We start from the raw sequence: 24,963 nt of genomic DNA on the forward strand, positions 1-24,963 counted from the left end.
AATGGTCTGAAGCCTCACTAAATAGTGGGGTTTTTTTGTGGCACCAATAGATTTTTGCCCAATAGTTAACAATGAGGCGTAAGAATGAGGTAGCATTAGAAATTTAAGAAGTGTACCAATAACAAGGGAGTCATAACATGAAAGGAATCACACGCTTCTCAAACAGTCTGATGGAAAAATATCTGCCAGACCCGTTTTTATTTGTCATTATTTTAACCTTGGTTATCTTTGTGATGGGTTTGGGGTTAACTGATGCCTCACCGGTACAGATGGTGTCGTATTGGGGCGATGGGTTTTGGGCACTGCTCGCCTTTTCGATGCAAATGGTATTGGTTTTAGTCACAGGGTTTGTGCTGGCAAGCAATCCAGTATTCAAGCAGACGCTAGGGAAGCTTGCCAACTTTGCAAGCTCGCCTGGTAGCGCCATTATCCTGGTCACCTTGGTGTCGCTGGCAGCAAGCTGGATCAACTGGGGTTTTGGACTGGTTATTGGTGCCTTGTTTGCAAAAGAGCTAGCCAAACGTGTGGCAGGCGTCGATTATCGTTTGCTCATTGCTAGTGCTTACTCTGGTTTTATTATTTGGCATGGCGGTTTTTCTGGGTCGATTCCGTTATCAATTGCGACAGAGGGTCATCCGTTTGTAGATAAAATTGGGGTCTTGCCGACGAGCGCTACCATCTTTGCCAGTTACAACCTGATTATCATTGCGGCATTGGTGATTATCGTGCCTCTACTAAACCGCATGATGATGCCAAAAAAAGAAGATACGATTACGGTCGATCCAAAGCTGCTGGTGGATCCTGTCAGTGAGACGCTACCAGCTAAATCAGATATGACACCTGCTGAGCGCTTGGAAAACAGCTGGATATTATCGATGGTGATCGGTGTGTTAGGTATTGCTTTTATTGTTTATTATTTTGTCCAAAATGGTTTTGCCTTGACGCTTAATCTGGTTAACTTTATGTTTTTGTTCCTCGGGATTATATTTCATGGCACCCCTCGTAACTACTTGATCTCTATTCAAGAAGCCGTTAAGGGGGCGGGCGGTATTATCGTTCAGTTTCCGTTTTATGCCGGTATCATGGGGATGATGACCGCATCTGGTCTGGCAGGGGTGATGTCAGAGGCTTTTGTTAGTGTTTCGACAGCACAGACGTTACCACTTTTTGCTTTTTTAAGTGCAGGGCTCGTCAACTTTTTTGTCCCTTCAGGGGGTGGTCAGTGGGCAGTACAAGCGCCGATCATGTTAGAAGCGGCCGAGATGCTCGGCAGTGATCCATCGAGAGTGGCCATGGCGGTAGCTTGGGGTGATGCTTGGACCAATATGATTCAGCCTTTTTGGGCGTTGCCAGCACTGGCGATTGCAGGGCTAAAGGCTAAAGACATCATGGGCTTCTGTGTCATTGTTTTGGTGGTCAGTGGCATAGTGATTGCTCTAGGGTTGTTGTTTTTATAAATACAATCTATAGGATTAGGCTGACTTTTGAGATTGGTATCAGATAGTGATATGGTGCCATGGTAGGGCTGAGATCATATTATCTCAGCCTGTTGGTTTTGATTAAATAGTGAGACATACTATGACTTCTTCTTTACCGCTTTTGTACTCTTTTCGCCGTTGTCCTTATGCGATGCGTGCTAGGCTGGGTATCTTGTTCGCTGAGCTTGAGGTGCAGCTGCGAGAGATTGTCTTAAAGCATAAACCGCCGCAGATGTTAGCGATCAGCCCAAAGGGTACCGTACCGGTATTACAGCTGACAGATGGCGCTGTGATAGAAGAAAGCCGTGAAATCATGGAGTGGGCACTGGCGCAGCAAGACCCACAAGGACTGCTTGATACTGCCAATGTAGCGCAGGCCAATGTGCTAATCGATAACAATGACAATGAGTTTAAGCACTGGCTGGATCGTTACAAGTATGCTGACCGTCATCCTGAGATGACTCAAGAAGCGTATCGGCAGCGTGGTGAGGCGTTTTTGCAGGTTTTGGAGGAGCTGCTAACCGATCATAATTATTTGTTAGGGGAGAGCGTAACCATTGCCGATATTGGTATTATGCCTTTCGTCCGGCAATTCGCTCATGTCGATCGTGATACTTTTTACAGCTTGCCCTATCCGAACCTGCAGCGCTGGCTGCAAGACTGGTTGGCGCATCCATTATTTGTACAAGTCATGACGAAGTATCAGCCTTGGCAGGAAGGGGACGACATAGTGGTTTTTCCAGACGATACTTAACTTAGTAATGGTCATTTACTGTCGTTCACTATCCAATCTTTTCATAATGCTTTTACTCTTTATCAGCCTTGTTTTTGGCAGCTTCATTTTCATTAAAGCGGGCTAATTGTTCTGGTGTGGCTTTTTTCTGATACTTCTGTTTCCACTCAGAGTAGGGCATACCGTAAACAAGCTCGCGCGCGTCTTCGTAGTCGATATCAATACCGCGCTCATCAGCGGCCGCTACATACCATTTGGATAGACAGTTGCGACAAAAGTCTGCAAGGTTCATTAGATCAATGTTTTGCACATCTTTACGCTCGTCTAAGTGGGCCAGTAGGCGACGAAATGCTGCAGCTTCTAATTCGGTGTTTGATTCTAGTTTTGCCATAAGGTTTTTCCTAATTGTTAATGCGTATTTGGGTATGGTTGTTTGTTCTTATACTGGTACTTTAGTGATAATGATAAGCTGTTGCTCTATTGCTTACTGGTTATCTATCTCCTAAAGCTCTTTGGTTTCTAACATAACATTATACCACTCTTCATTTCTATCTGCTCTTTGGTCAGTGGTGAGCCAAGTTTTACCTTTGAATTGATAATTAACTTTTTGTTTTAGAGCTTTCCAGCGTTCTGCATTCATATCGCAAAAAAAGCGACCATCTTTCATGCGCTCACTATGACCGTATTTGAATGAGGCGTAAAACACACCATCGTCTGTCAGCATGTTTAGTAACCCTTCTATCAACTCAGGAAGCTCGGTATAAGGTACATGGAGTAATGAAGCACAGGCCCAAATAGTGAACTGCCCCGAGTATATCGGAGACTTAATATTCTGAGAGAATACGACAATGAAAAGAAAAATCTACATTCCTAAGATGAAAGAAGGCACCGTCCGCATGCTGATTGAAGCAGCGAGCGACTATCTTTCCATCTGGTCAGCCATCTCAATCATTACTCCTAAGATTGGCTGTAGGCCTGAAACTCTGCGTTCATGGCATAAAAAGAAAAGCACATAAACCAAATCGCACTTATCTCAGTACCAAACCAAAGCCAAGAGCAGCGTATCAAAATCTTGAACATGAGAATAAAGCGCTTAAGCAAGCTAATGAGTCTATACGTAAAGCAGCTGCTTTTTAAAGAAATGTTCGTAGCGTAGTAGCATACTAATTGTAGACTTTGTTTAAGAGAGGCTGTGCAAGAAAAACCCAGACAACCTAAGCTGTCTGGATTTTTTTGATGGTTAGAACTCATCTGCTTTCTTTATCTGTTTGCCAAAAACATGCTCAAAGATATAGATACCTTAATCTGATAAAGATAATTGCAGTATTTATATACAACACCGTCTAAGTCACCTTACCACCAACACTACTCAAAAACTGACTGACAGTTTCTGATACATCCAAGAGCATAGGCTCACTAACATCCAGTTGTTTCAATGCTTTTAGGTTAGTAATACTCTCGGGCAGACTTTGCAGGCCATTTTGATAGAGTCCAAGACTTTTTAATTGCTTTAGGTTGCCTATTGAACTTGGCAGGGTTTTAAGATCAGAAGCACGTACTTCTAGCTTTTCAAGGTTTGTTAAATTTCCGATACTATCAGGTAAAGCCTTCAAGTCTTCATTAGCATACAGCTCAATACTAGTAAGCTTGCTGAGATTGCCAATAGCGTCTGGTAGATGCTGTACCTGCGTTCCTCTCATATCAAAATGGGTGAGCGATGATAGATTACCGAGCTCATCAGGAAACTGCTTTAAGCTTTTTGAAAAGATATTGAGTGATTTAAGGTTTTTTAGTTTACACAACACCTTTGGAAATTCAGTGAAAGAGCAGTTCATATAAACCAGCGTCTCTAAGTTATCTAGTTGAGCAATCTGTTCTGGTAATTCATTAAAACCTCTTAGTCTAAGATACTTTAGGTTTGTTAAATGGCCGATAGCAGCTGGCAATGGCTCAGTAGACTCACTTTCGCTTTGTAATACTGGTTTATTATCAATATAACTATAACTCGTCGATTTTCCATATCCCAAATCTAGTCGCTCTAACCGCCGTAACGCTTCAGGTTCACGAGGGACACTGCTGTCAGAGCTGCCATGTATATTATGGTTGTCAATCCAGTCCCATATCTCCGTCATCCAGTCTTCAACGCACGTATCTTGATTGCGAATGGTGTTGTCATCTTGGTTGGTTTTATCGCTATATACTGTCATAAGGTTACCTTTTAATAATCGTTAAATGAGGTGAATGCATTCAAATTCTTAGTGGGTTTTATCGCTATGTGTCAAACTTGAAAGTCGTTGGGTACAGTGATAAAACCAAGGTAAGCCATATGCTTAACAAAGCTTGGTCTATCAGTGGTTGAGACTGATAAAGGTTTATGACGCTGGTTGGAGGGCTTGTTTAAAAAAGTAAGACAGCATAAAGCGCTCATAAGACTCAGTAGCTGAGTATGAGGAAAATGATTGAGAAGTATAAAATTTGGAATCAATTGACTGGAAGTAGTCATAAAGAAATCTCCTGTTGCTCTGTCTGTGCCAAATTGAAACGACACAGTCACCTTACAGAGCGAAAAGGAGTTGTGCGTTTTACCAGTCTTTGTTTTTCATCGCGCTGGAAGTAGCCGTAAACCCACGATGTTTTTTAATCATAGCAAGCGGTTTATTCTTTGTCAAAGAAGGTTGTCGAACTCTCTCAAGATGTTAAGTCTCCGACAATACTGAGGCGGCTCTTTATGAGGTAACGAATTACTTCGGCCTTATTAGTCTTGTAGGGGCAGCAAGCAAATAAAACTTATACCAGTAGCACGTGGCTATTGATAATGTATCGATTTTATTTAGTATTGACTATATAATGCCGTGATGATCGATACTTTATAAAGGGTTTATATTATGGCTCGCACCGCTAGCGCATTACACATTTTAGTAAAAGACAAAGAGCTGGCGGAGGAAATTATCGCTAAGCTGAAAAAAGGTGCCCAGTTTGATGTGTTGGCCAAGAAGCACTCCACCTGCCCATCAGGCAAAAAAGGCGGCGACTTAGGTGAGTTTAAAAAAGGTCAAATGGTAGGGCCATTTGATAAAGTCTGTTTTAACGGCGAGCTCTTTATCCCGCATTTAGTCAAAACCAAATTCGGTTGGCATGTGGTAAAAGTGCTTTATAGATCTTAAGTATTAGAGTCTAACGTAAGTGATAGAGTCTAAAGTGGCATAGAGCCTTTGAGCTGTTTTTAATAGATGCCGCACAAAAAAGCCAGATAGCTTAGTTTTCTGGCTTTAAATATTGCTACAACCCCCTAAAAATGGACAAAAAAAAGCCTCACTGCTCGTATAAAGAGAAGTGAGGCTTTTTAAATATTTGGAGCGGGATAAGAGATTCGAACTCTCGACCCCAACCTTGGCAAGGTTGTGCTCTACCACTGAGCTAATCCCGCTGATTCATCGTTTGATTAACTATCATCAGATGATGAAGGCGTATTATACGCAGTTTTTTTGAGGTGTCAACACCCTTGACGAAAAAAAGTAAAAGTTAGCAAGACAGGTATGTCATCTGGCTACAAATATATGTTATAACGGTTTCTTATAATATGCATTCCAAAAGCTTTGCATTGAATGGATAAGCTGGCATGCATTTTATAGTTCGTTCTACTGATGTTTATAATCATAAATACTTATAACTAATGACAACTGATAAGGATAAGGAAATGAGTCAACAATACACCATCGCTGACTATTTGTTTGATCGCATCGCAGAAGCGGGCGCAAGTGACATATTCGGTGTGCCGGGGGACTTTAACCTCACATTTTTAGATAATGTGATTGCCTCTGATAAATTACGCTGGGTGGGTAATACCAATGAGCTCAATGCAGGCTACGCAGCGGACGGCTACGCACGTGAGCGTGGGTTTGCAGCTATGGTGACAACTTTTGGTGTCGGTGAGCTGTCGGCGATTAACGCCACTGCCGGATCCTTTGCTGAGTATGCACCAGTACTGCATGTCGTCGGTGCGCCAAGCACCGCATTGCAAGACTCAAAACGCCGTATCCATCATACGCTCGGTGATGGCGTGTTTAATCACTTTATAAAAATGGTTGAACCGGTCACTGTGGCACGTGCCAAAATCACGCCAGAAAATGCCGCTTCAGAGATTGACCGCGTGATTCGCTTAATCCTCAAAAAGCATCGTCCAGGCTATTTGCTACTACCACCAGATGTGGCAAAAATGCCGATTTATCCGCCGACGACCAAGCTTGATGACAGTCAAGAAGACATCACCAGTCAAGCGGCGCTGGCAGACTTTAAACAAGCACTGGTAGAGTTTTTGCCCAATAAGACCACCACACTGATGGCAGACTTGATGGTGCATCGTTTAGGGTTACAAAACCAGCTAAAAGCGCTGATCGCTGATACCGAGATTCCTTATACCACACTGTCATGGGGTAAGACGCTGCTTGATGAAAACAGCGAGCGCTGGGCGGGTACTTATGCCGGTGTCGCCTCACGTCCTGTGGTAAAGGATGCTGTAGAAAACTGCGAATGCCTAATAAAGGTGGGGGTGCAATACACTGATACGACGACGGCAGGCTTTAGTCAAAATATCGATCAAAAGACAGTGGTTGACTTACATTATGAGCGGGCATCTATCAGTGGTCGCAACTTTGCCCCGATTGCGCTAAAGGACTCGTTGCAAGCATTGCATGAAGTGATGATATCAGGTATTGAAGTGGTACCCAAGCCATTTTGTAAAGAGATGACACCTCATGAGCAAAATGGCAAAGATGATGAGCCGATTCGCCAGGATGATCTTTGGCACATCATTGCCGATAATCTAAATCATAATAACGTGGTGTTTTCTGATCAAGGCACGGCTTACTTTGGTATCAGTGATGTGCGCCTACCAGAAGGCGTGACCTCGTACGGACAGCCGATGTGGGGATCCATTGGTTATACGCTGCCGGCAAGTCTGGGCGCTGCCATTGCTTCGCCAAATAAGCGTAGCGTGCTGCTCATTGGTGATGGTTCAGCACTGCTGACAGTACAAGAGATTGCGGTAATGATTAAAGAGCGTATTAACCCTGTGATTGTATTGGTCAACAATGACGGTTATACCGTTGAACGTGCGATTCATGGTGAGCATCAACCTTACAATGACATCCCTAAGTGTGACTGGCAGGTGATGCCAAAAGCCTTTGGCGCTACCGAAGACAACAGCTTACTGCTCAAAGTCACCACGGCAGGTGAGCTAAAAGCTGCGCTCAAGCAAGCGGCTGCCACCACCGATAAGCTGGTGATGCTAGAGGTGATGGCTGATAAGCATGATATTCCGCCGCTATTGGCCGATATCAGTGCAGCGTTGAAGCCATCGTAAGTAGCCTAAAACGGTATTAGATCTCTGAGTTTGTACAAAATAAAAGCTCTATTTGGCAGTAAGCCAGATAGAGCTTTTCTTATGTTTTATACTCATGATAGATGAGGTGATAAATAGGTGGTCTAAGTCTTAATCTGTGCTTAAATCTTCTACTTAAACATAGTAGGTTTGGATTTGTGCTGCACAATCCCGTAATATAGGCAAAAGTTGCTCCATTAGAGCCTCATGAGAAATACGTGAAGCGTTGGTGCTGATGTTAATGGCACCAATAAGCTCGTTATTTGCCTTATAGACGGGTAGGGCAAGCGACAATAACCCCGTATCTAGCTCTTGATCTACGACCGCATATTGGTTCTCTGCCGCTTGTTGTAGTACTTGCAATAAATGGTTGCGGTCGGTAATGCTGTGGGGTGTGTGTGATTTCAGTTCAACGTTATCGACATAGTCTTTGAGCTGTTCATCAGGTAGGTTGGCAAGAATAGCGCGCCCCATCGAAGTATACGCCGCAGGGAGGCGGGTGCCAACTGAAATGCTGATCGACAATAAGCGATGCTTAGCGGCGGAGCGGGCGATATAAACCACATCGTCGCCATCTAATACTGCAAAAGAACAAGACTCTCCTGTCTGTTCAGTCACACGCTCTAGATAAAACTGAATAATCTCATGATGATGTACGCCGCCCAAATAGCTTGCACCAATGCTCAACGTCTTTGGGGTCAAGCTGAATTGGCGCTTGTCTTTGTGTACGTAACCAAGCGCATGCAAGGTTAATAGATAGCGTCGGGCTTTTGCTCTGTCTATATTGGCACGTTCAGCGACTTCGCTTAGTGTCATGCTAGAGTGATTTTCATCAAAAGTTAGCAATACGTCTAGACCTGCTGCAAGAGAGGCCACAAAGTCTGGGCTATCGAAGGGTATTTTCTTATCTTGTTCTTTATGCATGATGTTTAATAATTACCAATAAATGATGACTAAAATTAGGGAGTTTAAATGCGAATTACTCAGTTAATCAATCAGCCTTTTGTACATCCGGATATTGCCCGTGATTTCTCTGACCGTTCGTTTGTGCAAGCGATGTTAGATTTTGAATTGGCTATTATCGAAGCCAGAGAACATAATAGCCTGATTCCCAAAGGTATTCTACAGCAAACTAAGCAAGCATTAGCGATAGATTTATTTGATATTGAGGCGATCGGGTCACAAACTTATCTGGGTGGCAATGCGGCTATTCCTTTTGTCGCCCAAGCCAAATCCTTGTTACCTACAGAAATAAAGCCCTATTTTCATAAAACAGTCACCAGTCAAGACGTGGTTGATACGGCGATGATGATGATGCTTAAGCCTGCACTAAAGCGTATCAACCAAGACTTAATTGACGTGCTGCAAGCATGTGCAGCTCTGATAGATGCTCATAGCACGACACCGATGGCGGGTAGGACCTTATTGCAACACGCTTTACCGATTACTTTTGGTGTAAAAGTCTCACAGTGGGCGGCATCTTTAATCGCTGTAATGCCAAATTTAGCACAATTAGAGCAATCAGGCTTTTATTTGCAATGGGGTGGGCCGGTAGGGGTCAGTGATCAAGACAACGAGCAGTATGAGCTACCCCAGCAAGTTGCCACACTACTTGGTTTGTCACTGCCATTACTGCCTTGGCATACCAACAGGCAACCGATTCATACGATCGCTTCTGCATTAGATGCCTGTGCAGGTGCGATGGAAAATATCGTTGATGATATTGCATTACTGTGCCAGTCTGAATTGGGTGAGGTGGCTGAGCCTGCGATTAAAGGGATGGGCGGGTCCTCTTCAATGCCTCATAAGCGCAACCCTGTATTGTGTGGCTTAATTAAAACAGCCACCTTAAGAATGCATGGTCATCTGAGTGTGATAAGCAATACTACCGCCCAACCTTTTGAGCGTGCATTGGGTCAATGGCATGCCAGTTGGGTACCTTTAGCCGAGGGAGTGGCTTTGGTCGCAGGTGCAGCGGCTTATCTGAAGACTTTGCTACAAGGTCTGCAAGTTTATCCAGAACGCATGGCCGCCAACCTTGATTTAAATAGCGATGCTTATCTTATTGAGACTTTGCAGCGTTACTTCTTAGACAACCAAGAGCAAGTTTATCCTTTAATAGAGCAAGCCAGCCAAAAGGCGCATAGCGAGCACAACGGGTTTGTGCAGACTCTCTTAGCTTTATTAGAAGCACAGTCTGTAGATAGCGATGCCAATAATAATAGTGCTGAGCTTAAAGTTATTCTATCGCCTTTAACCTATAGTGGTGCTGCAGGTAGCCAGTGCCAAACAATCTTACGAGCCATTGAGAAATTAATTTTGACTTTAAAAGGAGATAAATAGAGAGTAATAAATCAAATAACGAGATTGACAGGAAGATAGAAAAGGGTTACCTTAATTCACTATACGAACAACTATTCTAATGAAGAACAAACACAGCTACCTTTTAATGGTATGGCTGTGCATTTTCTCAAAGTTGTTTTAAGATCGCCATCAAGCAAGCTGCGTCTGACTTGACACCAGAGCTTTATATTAGAACTATTTTTAATCATCAAAAAGGACTTCATGATGAAGAAGACTCTCGCACTTAGTATGGCCTTGGCCACTATGATTGGTATCGCTGGTTGCTCGCAATCAAATGATGCAGTCAGTGATGGTGCTACAGATACTCAAGAGACCACTACCTTACGTTTTGCCCATTTTTGGCCAGCAACTTCAGCGACCCATACCGAGGTTTTTGCCCCTTGGGCGCAAAAGATTGAAGAAGAGTCAGACGGACGGTTAAAAGTTGAAATATTCCCTTCTGCAACCCTCAGTAAAGCCGACGCTGCCTATGACGCAACTTCTAAAGGTATGGTGGATATAGGCTCGCAGCTGCAAGGCTATACAGCGGGACGTTTTCCATTGACTCAAATCACAGAACTCCCAGGTCTATCTAACTCAGCGACACAAATGAACTGTATGCTACAGACCTTATATGATGATGGGGTGATATCAAGTGAGTATGAAGATACACACCTACTGTTTATGATGGGAACTGGCCCTGGCGGTATTCATACGGTTGACCAACCTATCAACAAACCAGATGATTTGAAAGGCTTGCGCATTCGCCGTCCATCGGCCATCGCTGGTGACATCATTGAAGCGGCAGGCGGCACACCTGTCGGCTTGCCTGTCACTGATGTATATACGTCACTACAACGTGGTGTGCTTGATGGTTTGAGTCTGCCATGGGATGCCATGGGCTCATTTAAACTGATTGAGCTATCGAACACTCATACCAACATTCCGTTTTATAGCTCGGCTATCGTGGTCACTATGAACAAGGATAAATATGCAGGGCTGCCAAAGGATCTGCAGCAGGTCATTGACAATAATTCTGGCAAGATGATGGCGGCGCTTGCTGGTAAAGTGTTCGATGCCGAAGATGATAAGTTTATGGCTGAAGCCCAAGCTAATGGTGATGTGATAATAGACATTCCTGATCCATTGAATGATCCTGCTTGGAGAGGCCCATTAGAAGCAGGGACGCAAAAATACTTAAAAGATGTTGAAGCACTTGGATTAGATGCGCAAATGGTCTATGAAAAAGCCAAAGAAGCAAGTGCGGCTTGTAAGTCTTAAAGTATGTATAATAAAAATTAGATACAGCTTATTTACAGGGAAGAAATAACAATGTCTAATAAATTTAAAACCAGTGCTATGTTTTTATTCGTAGCATTTGCGACGGGTCTTTCAAGTTGTTCAGGTCAGCCTGAAGGGGCGGTTAAGGAGGACGCTATAATCTTAAGGTTCTCTCATTTTTGGCCTGCTACAGCTGCACTACATAAGGATGTGTTTGAGCCTTGGGCCAGACAGATCGAAGACGATTCAGCTGGTAGGCTCAAGGTTGAGATTTATCCTTCAGCGACCTTGAGTAAGCCCGACATCACTTATGACTCAACGGCCAAGGGTACGGTTGATATAGGTGCTCAGGTTCAAGGCTATATCAGTGGTCGTTTTCCATTGACTGAAATTACTCAGCTTCCGGGTCTGTCAAGCTCAGGCACTCAATTAAGCTGTATGCTACAAACCTTGTATAACGATGATGTAATAGCAAGTGAGTATGATGACACGCATCCACTATTTATGATGGCGTCAGGACCTGGCGCTTTCCATACTATTGATAAGCCTATCCGCAAGCCGGAAGACTTAAAAGGCATGCGTATTCGCCGCCCGTTAGAGATAGCGGCTAATATTATCGAAGCGGCTGGTGGTACCCCTGTTGGGATGCCAGCTTCTGATCAATATACGTCTTTGCAGCGCGGCGTCATTGATGGCGTGAGTACGCCTTGGGATGCGGCAGGCGCTTTTAGGTTAGCTGAATTAACAAATACGCATACGACCATGCCTTTATATGGCTCGGCTTTGCTTGTGACGATGAATAAAGATAAATACGAAAGCCTGCCTGATGATCTCAAACAAGTCATAGATAACCATTCAGGGATGGAGATGGCAAAGACTGCTGGTAATTTATTTGATAGAGAAGATACCAGAGTGATTGCTGAGGCCAAAGCTCGCGGTGATACGATGATAGAGATTCCTGATCCATTAAGTGATCCTGCTTGGAGCGGTATACTCAAGACAGAAATCCAAAGCTATTTAGACAATCTTGAAGCTCAAGGGCTAGACGCACAAGGTGTCTATGAAAAAGCGCAAGCAGCTAGTGCGGCTTGTAAAGTTTAAAGTGTAGTAGAGTCCCTAGTCAGAACAGTATTGCTTATTAGGAAGAGTGATGAAGGGCATTATGGATCAGACTATGAAAGATATTTTTGCCTTAGCAGTGACGCCTGTAGATTATAGCGATGTTGAGTGGAAGGTTCGAGTAGAGTTAGCACTGTGCTATAGAATGGTTGATTATTAAGGATGGACGACTCAAGTTTATAATCATATTTCATATAGAGCTCCAAGTACAAAGCATCTATTGATTAATGCGTTTGGACTTTTGTATAGTGCAATTACCCCTTCAAATTTTGTAAAAATAGATTTTGATAGCAATACAGTTGATGACTCATCTTATGCTATTAATAAAGCTAGTAGTGTTATTCATACGGCCTTGCGTAAGGGTAGAACTGATGTTCACTGCGTCATGCATACCCACAATCCTGATGTTCAAGCAGTAAGTGCGCTCAAGTGTGGCTTTATGCCCTTATATCAAGAAACTTTTATGTTCTACGATCGTATTGGTTACCATGACTTTGAAAGCATCGTACTGGATGAAAGCGAGCAGCAAAGACTGGTAGGCTCGCTAGGCCCGACCAATTACACCTTGATGCTTAACAATCATGGAGTTGTTACCACCGGGCCTGATGTGGCTTGGGCATTTATGCGAATGTACCAAATTATACAAGGCTGTCAGGTTTAGTTAAAAGTCATGGCTTCAGGTGCTGAGGTTAGACTATCTGAGTGGCCGGCGTATTGCTTTTAGTGACGAAAAAGCTTCAGGTGTAGGTCTCTTCGGTCGCTATATTACCTTTGATGAGTTCAGCACTTACTAGTGGGTGTCGGTACAGACGTAACAACGTCCGTATCCAGTTTAAGGAATGTTCTGACGATCTAAGAGAGTTTTAACCATATAAAGTATAAATTTATGGCTCCCATTTACTAGGATGCAATACAAGTTGTGTAAATTAAAAGCTACGTCTAACTTTATATTTATAATATTTTACAATCACTAAAAGGAATTTGTGATGAATAAAACCTTTCCATTAAGTCTAGCATTGGCTACTTTGATAGGTATGACTGGCTGCTCACAATCAGATAGCACTGCTAATCAAGACTCTCAAGAAGTGACGACATTACGTTTTTCACATTTCTGGCCTGCTAGCTCAACGACAAATACAGAGATCTTTGAACACTGGGCACAAAAAGTAGAAGAAGACTCTGAAGGCAAAATTAACGTTGAGATATACTCTTCTGCAACACTCAGTAAGCCAAATGCAACCTATGATGCCGTTGCCAATGGTGTTGTTGATATAGGAGCTACGTTACAAGGATACACCAATGGCCGCTTCCCATTGACACAAATTGCAGAATTACCAGGACTCTCAAATTCAGCAACACAATTAAATTGTATGCTACACAGTCTGTATGACAATGGGGTAATTTCAAGTGAGTATGAGGATACACATGTTTTATTCATGATGGGTACTGGTCCTGGAGGCTTACACACTGTCGATAAACCGATTCGTAAACCAGATGACTTAAAAGGAATGCGTATTCGAGGCCCTTCAGCTATCACAGGAAATATTATTGAAGCTGCTGGTGGCACACCTGTGGGATTACCCGTGACAGATCTTTATACCTCCCTCCAACGCGGTGTGTTGGACGGTACAAGCTTACCTTGGGATGCGATGGGCTCGTTTAAGCTAACAGAAATAACAAACACCCATACAAACATACCTTTCTATAGTTCACCAATCATAGTGACTATGAACAAGGACAAATATGAAAGTCTGCCAGATGATTTGAAAAAAGTAATTGATGATAATTCAGGTAAAGCTATGGCTGAGATTGCTGGTAAGGTATTCGATGAAGATGATGCAAGATATATGGCAGCAGCAAAAGCAAAAGGCGATACAATAATAGATATCCCAAACCCATTAAATAATCCAGATTGGAAAAAGCCTTTAGAAGAAGGTACACAAAGATACCTGCAAGATATCGCAAAGCTGGGATTGGACTCTCAAACCGCTTATCAGAAAACTAAAGAAGCGAGCGCAGCATGTCAATCTTAGTAGCTATTTAACTTTTTGCTTAAGTGGTTCGCTTAGTTGGATAGTAGCGTTAATAAAGAGTTCACTCTCCGTATTTTCGATATGGAGAGTAATTTAGGTCATGCTAGTTAAGTAAATGTACTATTCATCATACTGAAATAATTGAAACGTTTTAGACTCTAACCCTTAACATAAACAGTTCTGTCTACATTAAACTCGGCAATAAATAATTACTGACAAGGATGTTGTCTATGTCTCTTATTAATCATAAAAATACCGTACAACAAATAACGTTTCGTCTGATGCGTGAACTAAATATGACTAAGGTATTTGGTAATCCTGGCTCTACTGAGCTTAACTTTTTAAATAATTTTCCTGAAGATTTTGAATATGTGTTGGCTCTACAAGAATCATCTGCTGTGGCTATGGCAGATGGTTATGCTCAAGCGTCTGGCAATGCTGCTTTTGTTAATCTGCATTCAGCAGTAGGTGTTGGTCATGCTTTAGGAAACATCTTCACTGCATATCGAAATCATACCCCATTAGTCATAACAGCAGGTCAGCAATCACGTAGTATATTACCATTTGCGCCTTACCTTGGAGCAGATCACGCAGCGGATTTTCCAAAGCCTTATGTTAAATGGAGTATTGAGCCCGCACGCCCCGAAGATGTCCCATTGGCAATAGCTCAAGCCTATCATATTTCTATGCAGCATCCACGTGGGCCAACCTTTGTGTCTATACCCTCTGATGATTGGGATAAAACGACACAGATGCCTAATTACTCAAAGGTAATAGAGGGTACTACGCCAACTGAAGATGCTATCAACCAATTATTACAAGCGTTAGAAAACAGTCAAAATTTAGCCGTAGTCGTAGGATCGGATGTGGATAGGCAAGGCGCATTTAATACAGCGGTCAAACTGGCTGAGCGGCTGCAAGCACATGTTTGGGAAGCCCCGTATTCAAGTCGAGCTAGCTTTCCGGAAAACCATCCTCAGTTTGCAGGGTTTCTTCCAGCTCTTCCTGAGCAACTGTCAAAAAAACTTGCTGATTATGATGTGATTCTTGTAGTTGGTGCACCTGTGTTTACACTGCATATTGCAGGTGAAGTGGATATATTTGACTCTGAAGTTGAAATTTATCAAATTACTGATGATCCAAAGTATGCGGCATTTTCTTCTGCCACTACCACTTTATTTGGTTCAATAAATCACAGTCTTAACGCTGTGCTTGATAAGCTCGCTTCTTTATCTAACTCTCAGAGTGATAGTTTTGCTATACCGATTCGTCCTGCTACTCTAAAAATAACTGGAAGCACACCTATTCCAGTAGAATATGCCATTGACCTACTAGCTCATGCGAGACCATCTGATTCAGTAATAGTAGAAGAGGCGCCTTCTCACCGCTCTGTCATCCAGCGTTTTCTACCCATTACAAGGCCTAATAGTTTTTTTACTATGTCAAGTGGAGGTCTTGGGTATGCTCTACCTGCATCAGTCGGAGTAGCTCTAGCCACTGATAAACGCGTAATATGTGTCATTGGTGATGGCTCGTCTATGTATTCATTTCAAGCAGTTTGGACAGCCGCTCAGTTAAATTTACCTGTGACCTTTATCGTTCTAAATAACCTTGGATATGGCGCAATGCACTCATTTGGTAAGATTATGAATAGTCAATCTGTACCAGGTCTCGACTTACCTAATATTGATTTTGTACAGTTAGCTAATAGTATGGGATGTGATGCTGCTCGTATAAAGGAACATGAAAAACTACCGGAAGCGATTAACAAAGCGATTAATACGTCTGGTTGTTATCTATTAGAAATAATTGTTGATACTAAAGCAGGTGCTATTTGATAAGATTTTAGTTATTTTTAAAATTTAAATAAGAACTAAAAGCCTATGATTTTGAACTAAAACCAAAATAATTCATTTGGTTGAGTTTGATTTCATAGGTTTTTATTTTATATGCTTAGAATAATATATCTGACCATAATTTTTGTAATTAACAAAGTAAATATTAAGAAAAAAGGAATTCTATATTGACAGAAGGTTAGAAAAGGGGTAACTTAATTCACTATACGAACAATAATTCTGATATAGAACAAATCTGGTCGTGATTGTTCTTGGTAGTAACCATCGTTAAGTCATGAGTGTTATTAAATTGTGATGATCATCGAATCGTGTAATAGTTAAGTCACGACAATGAACAATGAACCGAACTAATATCATCTCTAGGGAGAGAGAAACATGACAACAGTTTATATTTGTCATCCAAAACGTTCAGCGGTAGCCCGCTATGGTGGTGCTTTAGCTGATATTCGTCCAGATGACCTGCTAGCGCAAGTCATTAAGTCTGTATTAGCAGAGGCCCCTAAGTTTGACCATAGTGCGATTGAAGATGTGTTTATGGGCTGTGCCAACCAAAGTGGTGAAGACAATCGCAACGTTGCTCGTATGAGCAGCCTGTTATCTGGTTTAACAGAGCAAGTACCAGCTACAACCATAAACCGTTTGTGTGGTTCTGGGTTAGATGCAGTTGGCACGGCTTTTCGTGCAATCGCCAGTGGTGAGATGGAGTTGGCTTTGGCGGGCGGTGTTGAGTCGATGACACGTGCGCCTTTTGTCATGGGCAAGCCAGAAAAATCCTATGATCGTAGTCAGAAGTTGCAAGACACCACCATGGGCTGGCGCTTTATTAACAAAAAGCTTGATGAGATGTATGGCACAGAAGCGATGCCACGTACCGCAGAGAATCTAGCCGAAAAATACAATATATCACGTGAAGATCAAGATGCTTTTGCCGTTTGGTCGCAACAAAAAGCTGCTCAAGCTCAAAATGACGGTCGTCTAAATGCAGAGATCACTCCTATTACTATCGAGAGGCGTAAGCAAGAGCCACTCGTCGTAGATAAAGATGAGCACCCACGTCCGAATACTGATATGGCGGCCCTAACAAAGCTAAGGCCTATCTATGAGAATGGCACGATCACCGCAGGTAATGCTTCAGGTATTAATGATGGTGCTGCGGCGATGTTAGTCGCTAGCGCCGCTGCAGTAAAAAAGTATGGTTTAACGCCTGTGGCAAAAATCGAAGGGATGGCAACGGCTGGGGTTTTGCCAACGATCATGGGTATCGGACCTGTACCTGCCACCCAGAAGTTATTGAAGCGGCTCAATCTTAGCTTGGATGATGTTGATATTATCGAGCTTAATGAAGCTTTTGCTGCCCAAGCATTGGCTTGCTCACGTGAGTTGGGACTTGATGATCATGACGAGCGCATTAACCCTAGAGGTGGTGCTATTGCTTTGGGTCATCCGCTTGGAGCGTCAGGTGCTCGTATCTTAATTTCTGCCATCTATGAATTACAACATAGTAAAAAGGATCGAGCGCTCTGTACCATGTGTATCGGGGTTGGGCAGGGAATTGCTTTGGTCGTTTCAAGAGTAGGAGAAGAGTAATGGCATTTTTGACAACAGACGCCCATCTTATTGGGTATCAAGACAGTGGTGAAACTTATTTACCCGCTTTATTTATGGCGCATCCGTTAGGCATGAGCCGTGATGTATGGGATGAAGTCTGTGATGCGCTACATGGGCATTATCGTTGTGTGCGCTGGGATCTACCGGGACACGGTAGTAGCGGCGCTGCGGCAGAGGGACTGAACGCTGAGATATTGGCTCAGGACGTCCTTACTTTGGCTGACACTTTAGACATTGATAGCTTTCATTTTATCGGTACCTCAATCGGCGGTGTCATTGGTCAAAGCTTGTGCCAGATAGCGCCTGAGCGCCTACAGCAAGTTTGGCTGACCAGTACCGGTGCGGTAATCGGCACCAAAGAAGCATGGGCTGAGCGTGCGGACAATGTGCGTCGCTTGGGCTTGGCTGAAATGGCGGAAGCCATTGTACCGCGCTGGTTCTCACCAAGTTATGTCGAGCAGAATCCTGATGTATTACAAGGCTGGCAAGTACAATTGTCACGCAGCGATGATGAAAGCTATGCCAAGCTTTGTGAAGCATTAGCAGAGGTCGATAATCGCGGAAAGCTAGCGGATTATGCTAATGGTGTGGCATTGATAGCGGGTGCAGATGATGTCTCAACGCCTGTCACTGCTTTAGAGTCACTGAAAGCTGAATTTACTGATGCCAGCTTAAGCGTCTTTGCAGGGGTAGGTCATGTGCCATCGGTTGAGGCGCCAAGCCTATTGGTTAAGCACCTTCAAGCCAATGCAGCTCGGACGGCTGTGGGTGAAACGGGTATCAGATATGAGCAAGGGTTGGTGCAGCGTAAGCGAATTTTAGGAGAGGCACATGTTGAAAGAGCCTCTAAAAATGCGACCACATTAGACAATCCTTTTCAGCAGTTTATCACCCGTAATGCTTGGGGCGAGTTGTGGGGAGATCCAAGTCTCACGGTACAACAGCGTAGTATGATTACCACAGGCATATTAGCGGCGCTTGGGCGTGATGGAGAGCTGAGTTTGCATCTGCGTACCGCAAAGCGTCTAGGCATCAATGAAGATCAGCTGCGTCAAGTCTTAATGCATGTGGCTATTTATGCTGGTGTACCAGCAGCAAATCATGCTTTTTCTATGGCTAAAGATAATGGCTGGGGCCATGAAATTTCTTAATATTCAAGCTATTAAGTGCACTATTTATATAAGTTATGCTTGAAAAGAATGGAGAAAATTATAATGAGTCAAAAGTATCCTTATTTTATTGCTCGTGATCGAGCATGGCAACCGGCACAATATACCCCGCGTTACAAAACCTCAGTGTCTCGTTCACCGCGCCAAGCTCTGGTCAGTATTCAAAATGCCAGCCCTTCTGAGCGCAGCGGTCCTGTTTTTGATGGTTTAGAGCTTGGTCAATACGACAATGATTTGTTGATGAACTTTCGTACCGAAGGGTCTGCAGCAGGCATGCCTGTTGGGGAACGCATTATTATGCATGGGCGTGTGATTGATCAGTTCGGTAAGCCTGTGCCCAATACCTTAGTTGAGATGTGGCAGGCAAACGCTGGTGGTAAATACCGCCACAAAAAAGATGGCTATTTGGCTGCGTTAGACCCGAGCTTTGGTGGTGTTGGTCGTTGCATTACCGATGCAGATGGTCGTTATCGCTTTCGCACAGTCCGCCCAGGTCCTTACCCTTGGCCTAATGACATCAATACTTGGCGCCCAGCACATATTCACGTATCGGTCATGGGGCCTTCGATCTCAACACGTTTGATCACCCAAATGTACTTTGAAGGCGATCCGCTTATTCCGCTGTGCCCTATCGTACAAGTATTAAAAGATCCAGACGCCGTTGAAACCATGATTGCACGCTTAGATATGGCCATGAGTAAACCCATGGACTGCTTAGCATATCGTTTTGATATTGTCGTTCGCGGCGCATTACAAACCTATTTTGAGGAGTAAAACATGTATAGCCAATACAAATTACAAGATGAAACGGGTTTATTGCGCGAAACAGCATCGCAAACGGCAGGGCCTTTTGTACATATCGGCTTGGCGTTAGAGATTGCTGGTTTTGAATCACGAGCAGATGAGATCTGGCAGGATTTGGCCAAAGAAGGCGCCGAAGGTGAGCATATTGAGTTGGTTGGTCGGGTGTATGACGGCAATGGCGACTTGGTGCGTGATGCCTTAATTGAAATCTGGCAAGCTGATAGTCAAGGCAACTATATTGCCAACTTTGATAATAAACAACCGTTTAGTGGCTTTGGGCGTAGCGCCTGTGCAGTAGACGGTGATTTTCATTTTAATACCATCAAACCTGGGCAAGTAGATTTTGATGGTAAGCCAATGGCGCCGCATATCAATATCGCTGTGTTTGCCCGTGGTATCAATATCCATCTACAAACCAGAGCCTATTTCGATGACGAACAAGCGGCTAATGATGACTGCCCAATCTTGAATGGTATTCCATCGGATGTACGCCGTCAGACCTTAATAGCAGTCAAAGAAGCAGGCGAGGGTAAGCCACGTTATCGTTTTGATATCTATCTACAAGGCGAGGGCGAGACGGTATTCTTCGACTTTTAACATCATATATTTCATAGATACTAATCAACATTTCAATTAGATAATGAGAGGGATTTCATGACTAAAACTCAAGTTGCCATCATCGGCGCCGGTCCATCTGGGTTATTGCTCGGTCAATTACTGACCAAAGCAGGCATTGATAACATTATTTTAGAAAGAAAATCTGGAGACTATGTCTTAAGTCGTATTCGTGCCGGTGTATTAGAGCAAGGCACAGCAGATTTGATTCGTGAAGCAGGTGCAGGCGCACGTATGGACAAAGAAGGTATTATCCATACGGGAACTGACTTTAGTTTCCAAGGTGAGCATCATCATCTGGACCTAGAAAAGTATAGCGGTGGCAAACACGTTATCGTCTATGGTCAAACAGAAGTTACTCGTGACTTAATGGAGGAGCGTGAAAAAGCCGGCGGCGTTACTGTCTATGAAGCTGATAACGTCAAGCTACACGATATCGACTCAGATAACCCTTATGTGACCTACCATCATAATGATGAACCGTTCCGTATCGATTGTGACTATATCGCTGGTTGCGATGGCTTCCATGGTGTAACGCGCAAATCGATTCCGCATGACAAGCTGGTAGAGTATGAAAAAGTCTATCCTTTTGGTTGGCTCGGTCTGATGAGTGACACACCACCCGTACACGATGAGTTAGTTTACTGTGCCCATGAGCGTGGCTTTGCCTTATGTTCCATGCGTTCAGAGACTCGCAGTCGTTATTATCTACAAGTACCTGATACCGATACTATAGATAATTGGGATGAAGACAAGTTCTGGGATGAGTTAAAGCGTCGTATCCCACCAGAAATGGCAGAGCGCTTGGTCACAGGTCCGGCATTAGAGATGAGCATCGCACCACTACGCTCTTATGTCTGCGAAACCATGCAGTATGGCAAAGTGTTTTTGTTGGGTGATGCGGCGCATATCGTACCACCAACAGGTGCGAAAGGTCTGAACCTTGCCGCCAGTGATGTCGAAACAGCATTCCGCCTGTTTGTCAAAATATATAACGAAGGCCGTACCGATCTGATTCCACGCTATCAAGAAATTTGTCTAGCCCGTGTCTGGAAAGCGGTACGTTTTTCATGGTGGATGACCATGTTCTTACATCGCTTTGAAAGTGCTGGTCGTTTTGATTTCCGTGTGCAACAAGCTGAGTTTGATTATTTCATTCACTCAGAAGCAGGGAAGACAACCATTGCGGAAAACTACGTTGGATTACCGTTTGAAGCGCTGGAATAGGGCATTCAGACTCAGATTTTTGCTTCTTTTTTATAGGACAAGTCAATGTTAAACAAAATAACAAAATCTGCGACCGAAGCCATCAGCAATATTCATGATGGTGCCACCATCTTGATAGGTGGCTTTGGTTTGGCAGGACAGCCAGCAGAGCTGATAGATGCTCTGATTGAGCGTAATGCAAAAGACCTAACGATAGTTAATAATAATGCAGGTAACGGTGATACTGGGCTTGCGGCACTGCTAAAAGCAGGTTGCGTGCGTAAGATCATCTGCTCTTTTCCACGTCAGCACGACTCATATATCTTTGATGATCTCTACCGAGCAGGCAAGATTGAGCTGGAAGTAGTGCCACAAGGTACTTTGGCTGCCCGTATTCAAGCAGGTGGTAGTGGCCTTGGTGCGATTTATACCCCGACAGCTTATGGAACCTTACTTGCTGAAGGCAAAGAGACGCGCACCATTGATGGTGTCAACTATGTATTGGAATATCCTATCAAAGGCGATTTTGCGCTTATTAAAGCACTAAAAGGCGATCGCTGGGGTAACCTGATTTATAACAAAGCTGCCCGCAACTTTGGGCCTATTATGGCCGCAGCTTCCAGTCATACCATTGCGCAAGTCAGCGAAGTGGTGGAGCTCGGTGCTTTAGATCCTGAGCATATCGTCACCCCAGGTATTTTCGTTCATGAAGTCGTTCACATTGGAGCAAAAGCATGATAACTAACTATACACCATGGTCCGTAGATGAGATCGCCCGCCGCGTTGCAGAGGATATTGAAGAGGGTATGTACGTCAATTTAGGTATTGGCCAACCCACGAAAGTTGCTGATTTTTTGCCAGATGATAAAGATATCTTTTTGCACAGTGAGAATGGGGTCTTGGGCATGGGCCCTGAACCTGCTGAGGGTAAAGAGGACGGCGATTTAATCAATGCTGGTAAACAATATATCACCTTGCTAGAAGGTGGTAGTTATTTCCATCATGGTGATTCTTTTGCGATGATTCGCGGTGGGCATATTGACTTATGTGTACTAGGTGCCTTTGAAGTCGCTGAAAATGGCGATATTGCCAACTGGTTTTTGGGTCGACCACAAGATATTCCCGCAGTAGGCGGGGCGATGGACTTAGCGGTTGGTGCCAAAGAAGTCTATGTGATGATGGATCATGTCAGCAAAAATGGTGAGCCTAAAATTGTTGAAAATCTTAAGCTGCCTATCACGGGTGAAAAATGCGTCAATCGCATCTACACTGATCTGGCAGTGATTAATGTCACTGATAAAGGCTTGGCCGTACGCGAAATTATCGATGGCTTAACTTTTGAGGAGCTGCAAGCTAAAACAGGCGCTAAATTAATCAACAACACGTAATAAAGTTCAATATCCATCAAGAAGGGATTCTACGATGAAAACATATTCAAAACGTGAAGTAGCGAAAGCGACTTCACGCAACACAACTAGACTTACGATGTCTAACCTTGCTGATAGTAAAGTATCTAGCCTTAATAGTACAGGGGAGGTCTAAGCACCTCTATTCTCATATGGCCGCCAGCGCCACCTGTAAAGTCTAACCTACAAGGCATACTCTCATGATACTTTTAACCAAACTCAGCACCCTCATCTCCAGGCTGTGTCAGTTTATCGGCGGCATCAGCCTAGTGATCATCGTCCTCGTCACCATCCTTGACGTCGGCGCCCGCTACATCTTCAAACTCACCGGCGGCGACATGGGCTTCACCGTCAAAGGCAGCGTCGAGATCGTCTCCTACTTCATGCTCTTCGCCCTACTGGCCGCCTTTGCCGCCTATGTCGAGCGCTCACAAATCATCGTCGACGTCTTCACCCAAAAGATGCCCAAAGCCATCAAAGGCTACATGATGGGCATCTTCATGATGGGCTTCTTCTTTATCGGCCTCGTCTTCACCTGGGGGTTATACGAAAGCGCCCTAGACGCCATCGAATTTGGCAAAGTCACCCAAGACCTCAGACTCTCCATGATGCCCATCTACCTGATCAGCGCAGCACTCAGCCTACTACTGGCCATCCGCTCACTCATCGAATCCATCAACATCTTTAGAACAGGCGAATTCTTTGACGCCGAGGAGGCAGGCGCATGAGCCCAGAAATAATCGGAGCCATCGGCTTACTCATCATGATCATACTGGTCGTCGTCAGAGTCCCCGTCGCCCTCGCCATGCTCGGCGTCGGCCTCGTCGGCTTTGGCGCCGTCACCAGCTCAGACGGGGCCCTACAAATGCTCAAAGACCTCCCAGTCGACGTCTTAGCCAAGTATGACTTCAGCGCCATCCCACTATTCATTTTAATGGGCGTCTTTGCCACCCACTCAGGCATGGCCGCCAAACTCTTTGACGCCACCCGCACCATCTTTGGCGGCGTCAGAGGCAGTCTTGGCATCGCCGGCATCGGATCCTCAGGCATCTTCGCCTCCATCTCAGGCTCCTCCCTTGCCACCGCCTCCACCATGACCCGTGTCGCCTTACCGCAAATGGAGAAATACGGCTACAAACCCGGCTTTGCCTGCGGCATCCTCGCCGCTGGTGGTACCCTTGGCATCATGATCCCGCCCAGCATCGCCTTACTGGTCTACGCCATCCTCACCGAACAATCAGTCGGTGACATGTTTATCGCCGGCTTTCTGCCTGGCATCCTTGGCATGGTCATGTACTCCTTGACCGTCATGATCATGGTACGCTGGAAACCGCACCTCGCCCCGCGCGGCGAGAAGACCCCCTGGAAAGACAAACTGCTGTCCCTAACCGGACTCATCCCCTTTGGCTTTATCTTTGTTCTGATCATTGCCGGTATCTTCTTTGGCCTGTTTACCCCAACCGAAGGGGCCGCTGTCGGTGCCTTTGCCTCTTGGGCGTATGCTGCTGCCAAAGGCATGCGTATGAGAGGACTGAAACAGTCACTGATTGAGACCCTAGCTCTGTCTGCTGTGGTGTTCTTTATGCTACTGGGTGCTGAAGCTTTAGGCTACTTTATCTCAGTCTCCAGACTGTCTTATTCGTTAGCCACTTGGATTGGTGGTTTGGCCGTCAGTCCGATGATCGTTCTGCTGGCCATCTTGCTGATGTACTTCCTGCTTGGTCTGTTTATGGATGCGCTCGCCATGTTGGTGATTACCATTCCAGTGGTGTTCCCCATCATTCTAGCCTTGGGCTTTGATCCGATCTGGTTTGGTATCATTGCGGTACTTACGGTAGAGCTGGGTCTGATCACGCCGCCGATGGGGATGAATATCTTTGTGATTAAGGCGGTGGCACCGCATATTAAGCTGTCGGAGATGTTTAGGGGGGT

The 24,963-nt window shown here is 44.3% G+C and carries 23 protein-coding genes, 1 tRNA gene and 1 pseudogene; 20 read left to right on the forward strand and 5 right to left on the reverse strand.

Features of this window, described 5'->3' with window-relative positions:
* The first annotated feature begins 137 nt into the window (after positions 1-137).
* Positions 138-1,457, forward strand: a complete 1,320-nt coding sequence (locus tag J3492_RS10280) for a short-chain fatty acid transporter (RefSeq protein WP_207991963.1) — start codon at positions 138-140, stop codon at positions 1,455-1,457.
* Positions 1,458-1,578: 121 nt separating this feature from the next.
* Positions 1,579-2,232, forward strand: a complete 654-nt coding sequence (locus J3492_RS10285) for a glutathione S-transferase (RefSeq protein ID WP_207991964.1) — start codon at positions 1,579-1,581, stop codon at positions 2,230-2,232.
* Positions 2,233-2,284: 52 nt separating this feature from the next.
* Here the strand turns inward: J3492_RS10285 and J3492_RS10290 are convergent, their stop codons facing one another.
* On the reverse strand, positions 2,285-2,602 hold the full coding sequence (locus J3492_RS10290) for a DUF1244 domain-containing protein (protein WP_207991965.1): 318 nt from the start codon (positions 2,600-2,602) through the stop codon (positions 2,285-2,287).
* 111 nt (positions 2,603-2,713) lie between these two features.
* Entirely contained in the window at positions 2,714-2,935 is a 222-nt protein-coding gene (locus tag J3492_RS10295; RefSeq protein WP_207991966.1) for a hypothetical protein, read from the reverse strand.
* 124 nt (positions 2,936-3,059) lie between these two features.
* Between J3492_RS10295 and J3492_RS10300 the strand changes: the two genes are divergently transcribed.
* Positions 3,060-3,227, forward strand: a complete 168-nt coding sequence (locus J3492_RS10300) for a hypothetical protein (RefSeq protein WP_207991967.1) — start codon at positions 3,060-3,062, stop codon at positions 3,225-3,227.
* 327 nt (positions 3,228-3,554) lie between these two features.
* On the opposite strand, the gene J3492_RS10305 is transcribed toward J3492_RS10300, so the two are convergent.
* On the reverse strand, positions 3,555-4,418 hold the full coding sequence (locus tag J3492_RS10305) for a leucine-rich repeat domain-containing protein (RefSeq protein WP_207991968.1): 864 nt from the start codon (positions 4,416-4,418) through the stop codon (positions 3,555-3,557).
* A gap of 678 nt (positions 4,419-5,096) precedes the next feature.
* On the opposite strand from J3492_RS10305, the gene J3492_RS10310 reads away from it, so the two are divergent.
* Positions 5,097-5,375, forward strand: coding sequence for a peptidylprolyl isomerase (locus J3492_RS10310; RefSeq protein WP_207991969.1), 279 nt, complete (start codon positions 5,097-5,099; stop codon positions 5,373-5,375).
* A 188-nt stretch (positions 5,376-5,563) separates the two neighbouring features.
* On the opposite strand, the gene J3492_RS10315 is transcribed toward J3492_RS10310, so the two are convergent.
* A tRNA-Gly gene (locus J3492_RS10315) sits at positions 5,564-5,638 on the reverse strand.
* A gap of 270 nt (positions 5,639-5,908) precedes the next feature.
* Here J3492_RS10315 and J3492_RS10320 point away from each other — a divergent pair.
* Positions 5,909-7,573, forward strand: coding sequence for an alpha-keto acid decarboxylase family protein (locus J3492_RS10320; protein ID WP_207991970.1), 1,665 nt, complete (start codon positions 5,909-5,911; stop codon positions 7,571-7,573).
* 153 nt (positions 7,574-7,726) lie between these two features.
* On the opposite strand, the gene J3492_RS10325 is transcribed toward J3492_RS10320, so the two are convergent.
* Positions 7,727-8,515 (reverse strand): IclR family transcriptional regulator domain-containing protein, encoded by a 789-nt coding sequence (locus J3492_RS10325; RefSeq protein WP_207991971.1) that lies wholly within the window; start codon positions 8,513-8,515, stop codon positions 7,727-7,729.
* A gap of 48 nt (positions 8,516-8,563) precedes the next feature.
* Between J3492_RS10325 and J3492_RS10330 the strand changes: the two genes are divergently transcribed.
* From J3492_RS10330 to J3492_RS10400, 15 genes and pseudogenes are all read left to right on the forward strand, one after another.
* Complete coding sequence (locus J3492_RS10330) at positions 8,564-9,934, forward strand: lyase family protein (RefSeq protein WP_207991972.1); 1,371 nt, start codon at positions 8,564-8,566, stop codon at positions 9,932-9,934.
* A gap of 225 nt (positions 9,935-10,159) precedes the next feature.
* On the forward strand, positions 10,160-11,215 hold the full coding sequence (locus J3492_RS10335) for a TRAP transporter substrate-binding protein (RefSeq protein ID WP_207991973.1): 1,056 nt from the start codon (positions 10,160-10,162) through the stop codon (positions 11,213-11,215).
* A gap of 51 nt (positions 11,216-11,266) precedes the next feature.
* The gene (locus tag J3492_RS10340; protein WP_207991974.1) at positions 11,267-12,316 is read left to right on the forward strand and encodes a TRAP transporter substrate-binding protein; all 1,050 of its coding nucleotides are present in this window, start codon (positions 11,267-11,269) and stop codon (positions 12,314-12,316) included.
* Positions 12,317-12,506: 190 nt separating this feature from the next.
* Positions 12,507-12,995, forward strand: a pseudogene (locus J3492_RS10345) (class II aldolase/adducin family protein); the annotation flags it as partial.
* A gap of 325 nt (positions 12,996-13,320) precedes the next feature.
* Complete coding sequence (locus tag J3492_RS10350; protein ID WP_207991975.1) at positions 13,321-14,367, forward strand: TRAP transporter substrate-binding protein; 1,047 nt, start codon at positions 13,321-13,323, stop codon at positions 14,365-14,367.
* 230 nt (positions 14,368-14,597) lie between these two features.
* The gene (gene mdlC, locus J3492_RS10355) at positions 14,598-16,205 is read left to right on the forward strand and encodes a benzoylformate decarboxylase (protein ID WP_243453221.1); all 1,608 of its coding nucleotides are present in this window, start codon (positions 14,598-14,600) and stop codon (positions 16,203-16,205) included.
* A gap of 393 nt (positions 16,206-16,598) precedes the next feature.
* Positions 16,599-17,810, forward strand: a complete 1,212-nt coding sequence (gene pcaF, locus J3492_RS10360) for a 3-oxoadipyl-CoA thiolase (protein WP_207991977.1) — start codon at positions 16,599-16,601, stop codon at positions 17,808-17,810.
* Positions 17,810-18,982: a bifunctional 3-oxoadipate enol-lactonase/4-carboxymuconolactone decarboxylase PcaDC gene (gene pcaDC, locus J3492_RS10365; protein ID WP_207991978.1), complete on the forward strand. Its 1,173-nt coding sequence runs from the start codon at positions 17,810-17,812 to the stop codon at positions 18,980-18,982. Before pcaF ends, pcaDC begins: the two co-directional genes overlap by 1 nt.
* Positions 18,983-19,045: 63 nt before the next feature.
* Positions 19,046-19,774, forward strand: coding sequence for a protocatechuate 3,4-dioxygenase subunit beta (gene pcaH, locus J3492_RS10370; protein ID WP_207991979.1), 729 nt, complete (start codon positions 19,046-19,048; stop codon positions 19,772-19,774).
* Positions 19,775-19,777: 3 nt separating this feature from the next.
* A complete protein-coding gene (gene pcaG / locus J3492_RS10375) occupies positions 19,778-20,401 on the forward strand; it encodes a protocatechuate 3,4-dioxygenase subunit alpha (protein WP_207991980.1) in 624 nt (207 codons plus the stop codon).
* Between the two features lie 57 nt (positions 20,402-20,458).
* The gene (gene pobA, locus J3492_RS10380; RefSeq protein WP_207991981.1) at positions 20,459-21,646 is read left to right on the forward strand and encodes a 4-hydroxybenzoate 3-monooxygenase; all 1,188 of its coding nucleotides are present in this window, start codon (positions 20,459-20,461) and stop codon (positions 21,644-21,646) included.
* Positions 21,647-21,691: 45 nt separating this feature from the next.
* Complete coding sequence (locus tag J3492_RS10385; RefSeq protein ID WP_207991982.1) at positions 21,692-22,363, forward strand: 3-oxoacid CoA-transferase subunit A; 672 nt, start codon at positions 21,692-21,694, stop codon at positions 22,361-22,363.
* Positions 22,360-23,013 (forward strand): 3-oxoacid CoA-transferase subunit B, encoded by a 654-nt coding sequence (locus J3492_RS10390; protein ID WP_207991983.1) that lies wholly within the window; start codon positions 22,360-22,362, stop codon positions 23,011-23,013. Before J3492_RS10385 ends, J3492_RS10390 begins: the two co-directional genes overlap by 4 nt.
* A 218-nt stretch (positions 23,014-23,231) precedes the next feature.
* Positions 23,232-23,759, forward strand: coding sequence for a TRAP transporter small permease (locus tag J3492_RS10395; protein WP_207991984.1), 528 nt, complete (start codon positions 23,232-23,234; stop codon positions 23,757-23,759).
* Positions 23,756-24,963 (forward strand): TRAP transporter large permease (locus J3492_RS10400; RefSeq protein ID WP_207991270.1); only part of this gene is annotated, 1,208 nt, incomplete at its 3' end. The genes J3492_RS10395 and J3492_RS10400, both read left to right, overlap by 4 nt.

The sequence above is a fragment of the Psychrobacter coccoides genome (assembly GCF_017498085.1).
GTDB lineage: Bacteria > Pseudomonadota > Gammaproteobacteria > Pseudomonadales > Moraxellaceae > Psychrobacter > Psychrobacter coccoides.

Excerpts from the sequence above, each read along its gene's own strand:
- J3492_RS10325 (WP_207991971.1), bottom strand. The coding sequence starts at position 8,515 with ATGCATAAAGAACAAGATAAGAAAATACCCTTCGATAGCCCAGACTTT.
- J3492_RS10310 (WP_207991969.1), top strand. The coding sequence starts at position 5,097 with ATGGCTCGCACCGCTAGCGCATTACACATTTTAGTAAAAGACAAAGAG.
- J3492_RS10295 (WP_207991966.1), bottom strand. The coding sequence starts at position 2,935 with ATGCTGACAGACGATGGTGTGTTTTACGCCTCATTCAAATACGGTCAT.
- J3492_RS10280 (WP_207991963.1), top strand. The coding sequence starts at position 138 with ATGAAAGGAATCACACGCTTCTCAAACAGTCTGATGGAAAAATATCTG.
- mdlC (WP_243453221.1), top strand. The coding sequence starts at position 14,598 with ATGTCTCTTATTAATCATAAAAATACCGTACAACAAATAACGTTTCGT.
- J3492_RS10320 (WP_207991970.1), top strand. The coding sequence starts at position 5,909 with ATGAGTCAACAATACACCATCGCTGACTATTTGTTTGATCGCATCGCA.
- J3492_RS10385 (WP_207991982.1), top strand. The coding sequence starts at position 21,692 with ATGTTAAACAAAATAACAAAATCTGCGACCGAAGCCATCAGCAATATT.
- J3492_RS10350 (WP_207991975.1), top strand. The coding sequence starts at position 13,321 with ATGAATAAAACCTTTCCATTAAGTCTAGCATTGGCTACTTTGATAGGT.
- J3492_RS10340 (WP_207991974.1), top strand. The coding sequence starts at position 11,267 with ATGTCTAATAAATTTAAAACCAGTGCTATGTTTTTATTCGTAGCATTT.
- J3492_RS10395 (WP_207991984.1), top strand. The coding sequence starts at position 23,232 with ATGATACTTTTAACCAAACTCAGCACCCTCATCTCCAGGCTGTGTCAG.
- pobA (WP_207991981.1), top strand. The coding sequence starts at position 20,459 with ATGACTAAAACTCAAGTTGCCATCATCGGCGCCGGTCCATCTGGGTTA.
- J3492_RS10290 (WP_207991965.1), bottom strand. The coding sequence starts at position 2,602 with ATGGCAAAACTAGAATCAAACACCGAATTAGAAGCTGCAGCATTTCGT.
- J3492_RS10390 (WP_207991983.1), top strand. The coding sequence starts at position 22,360 with ATGATAACTAACTATACACCATGGTCCGTAGATGAGATCGCCCGCCGC.
- J3492_RS10300 (WP_207991967.1), top strand. The coding sequence starts at position 3,060 with ATGAAAAGAAAAATCTACATTCCTAAGATGAAAGAAGGCACCGTCCGC.
- pcaF (WP_207991977.1), top strand. The coding sequence starts at position 16,599 with ATGACAACAGTTTATATTTGTCATCCAAAACGTTCAGCGGTAGCCCGC.
- pcaH (WP_207991979.1), top strand. The coding sequence starts at position 19,046 with ATGAGTCAAAAGTATCCTTATTTTATTGCTCGTGATCGAGCATGGCAA.
- pcaG (WP_207991980.1), top strand. The coding sequence starts at position 19,778 with ATGTATAGCCAATACAAATTACAAGATGAAACGGGTTTATTGCGCGAA.
- J3492_RS10330 (WP_207991972.1), top strand. The coding sequence starts at position 8,564 with ATGCGAATTACTCAGTTAATCAATCAGCCTTTTGTACATCCGGATATT.
- pcaDC (WP_207991978.1), top strand. The coding sequence starts at position 17,810 with ATGGCATTTTTGACAACAGACGCCCATCTTATTGGGTATCAAGACAGT.
- J3492_RS10335 (WP_207991973.1), top strand. The coding sequence starts at position 10,160 with ATGAAGAAGACTCTCGCACTTAGTATGGCCTTGGCCACTATGATTGGT.
- J3492_RS10285 (WP_207991964.1), top strand. The coding sequence starts at position 1,579 with ATGACTTCTTCTTTACCGCTTTTGTACTCTTTTCGCCGTTGTCCTTAT.
- J3492_RS10305 (WP_207991968.1), bottom strand. The coding sequence starts at position 4,418 with ATGACAGTATATAGCGATAAAACCAACCAAGATGACAACACCATTCGC.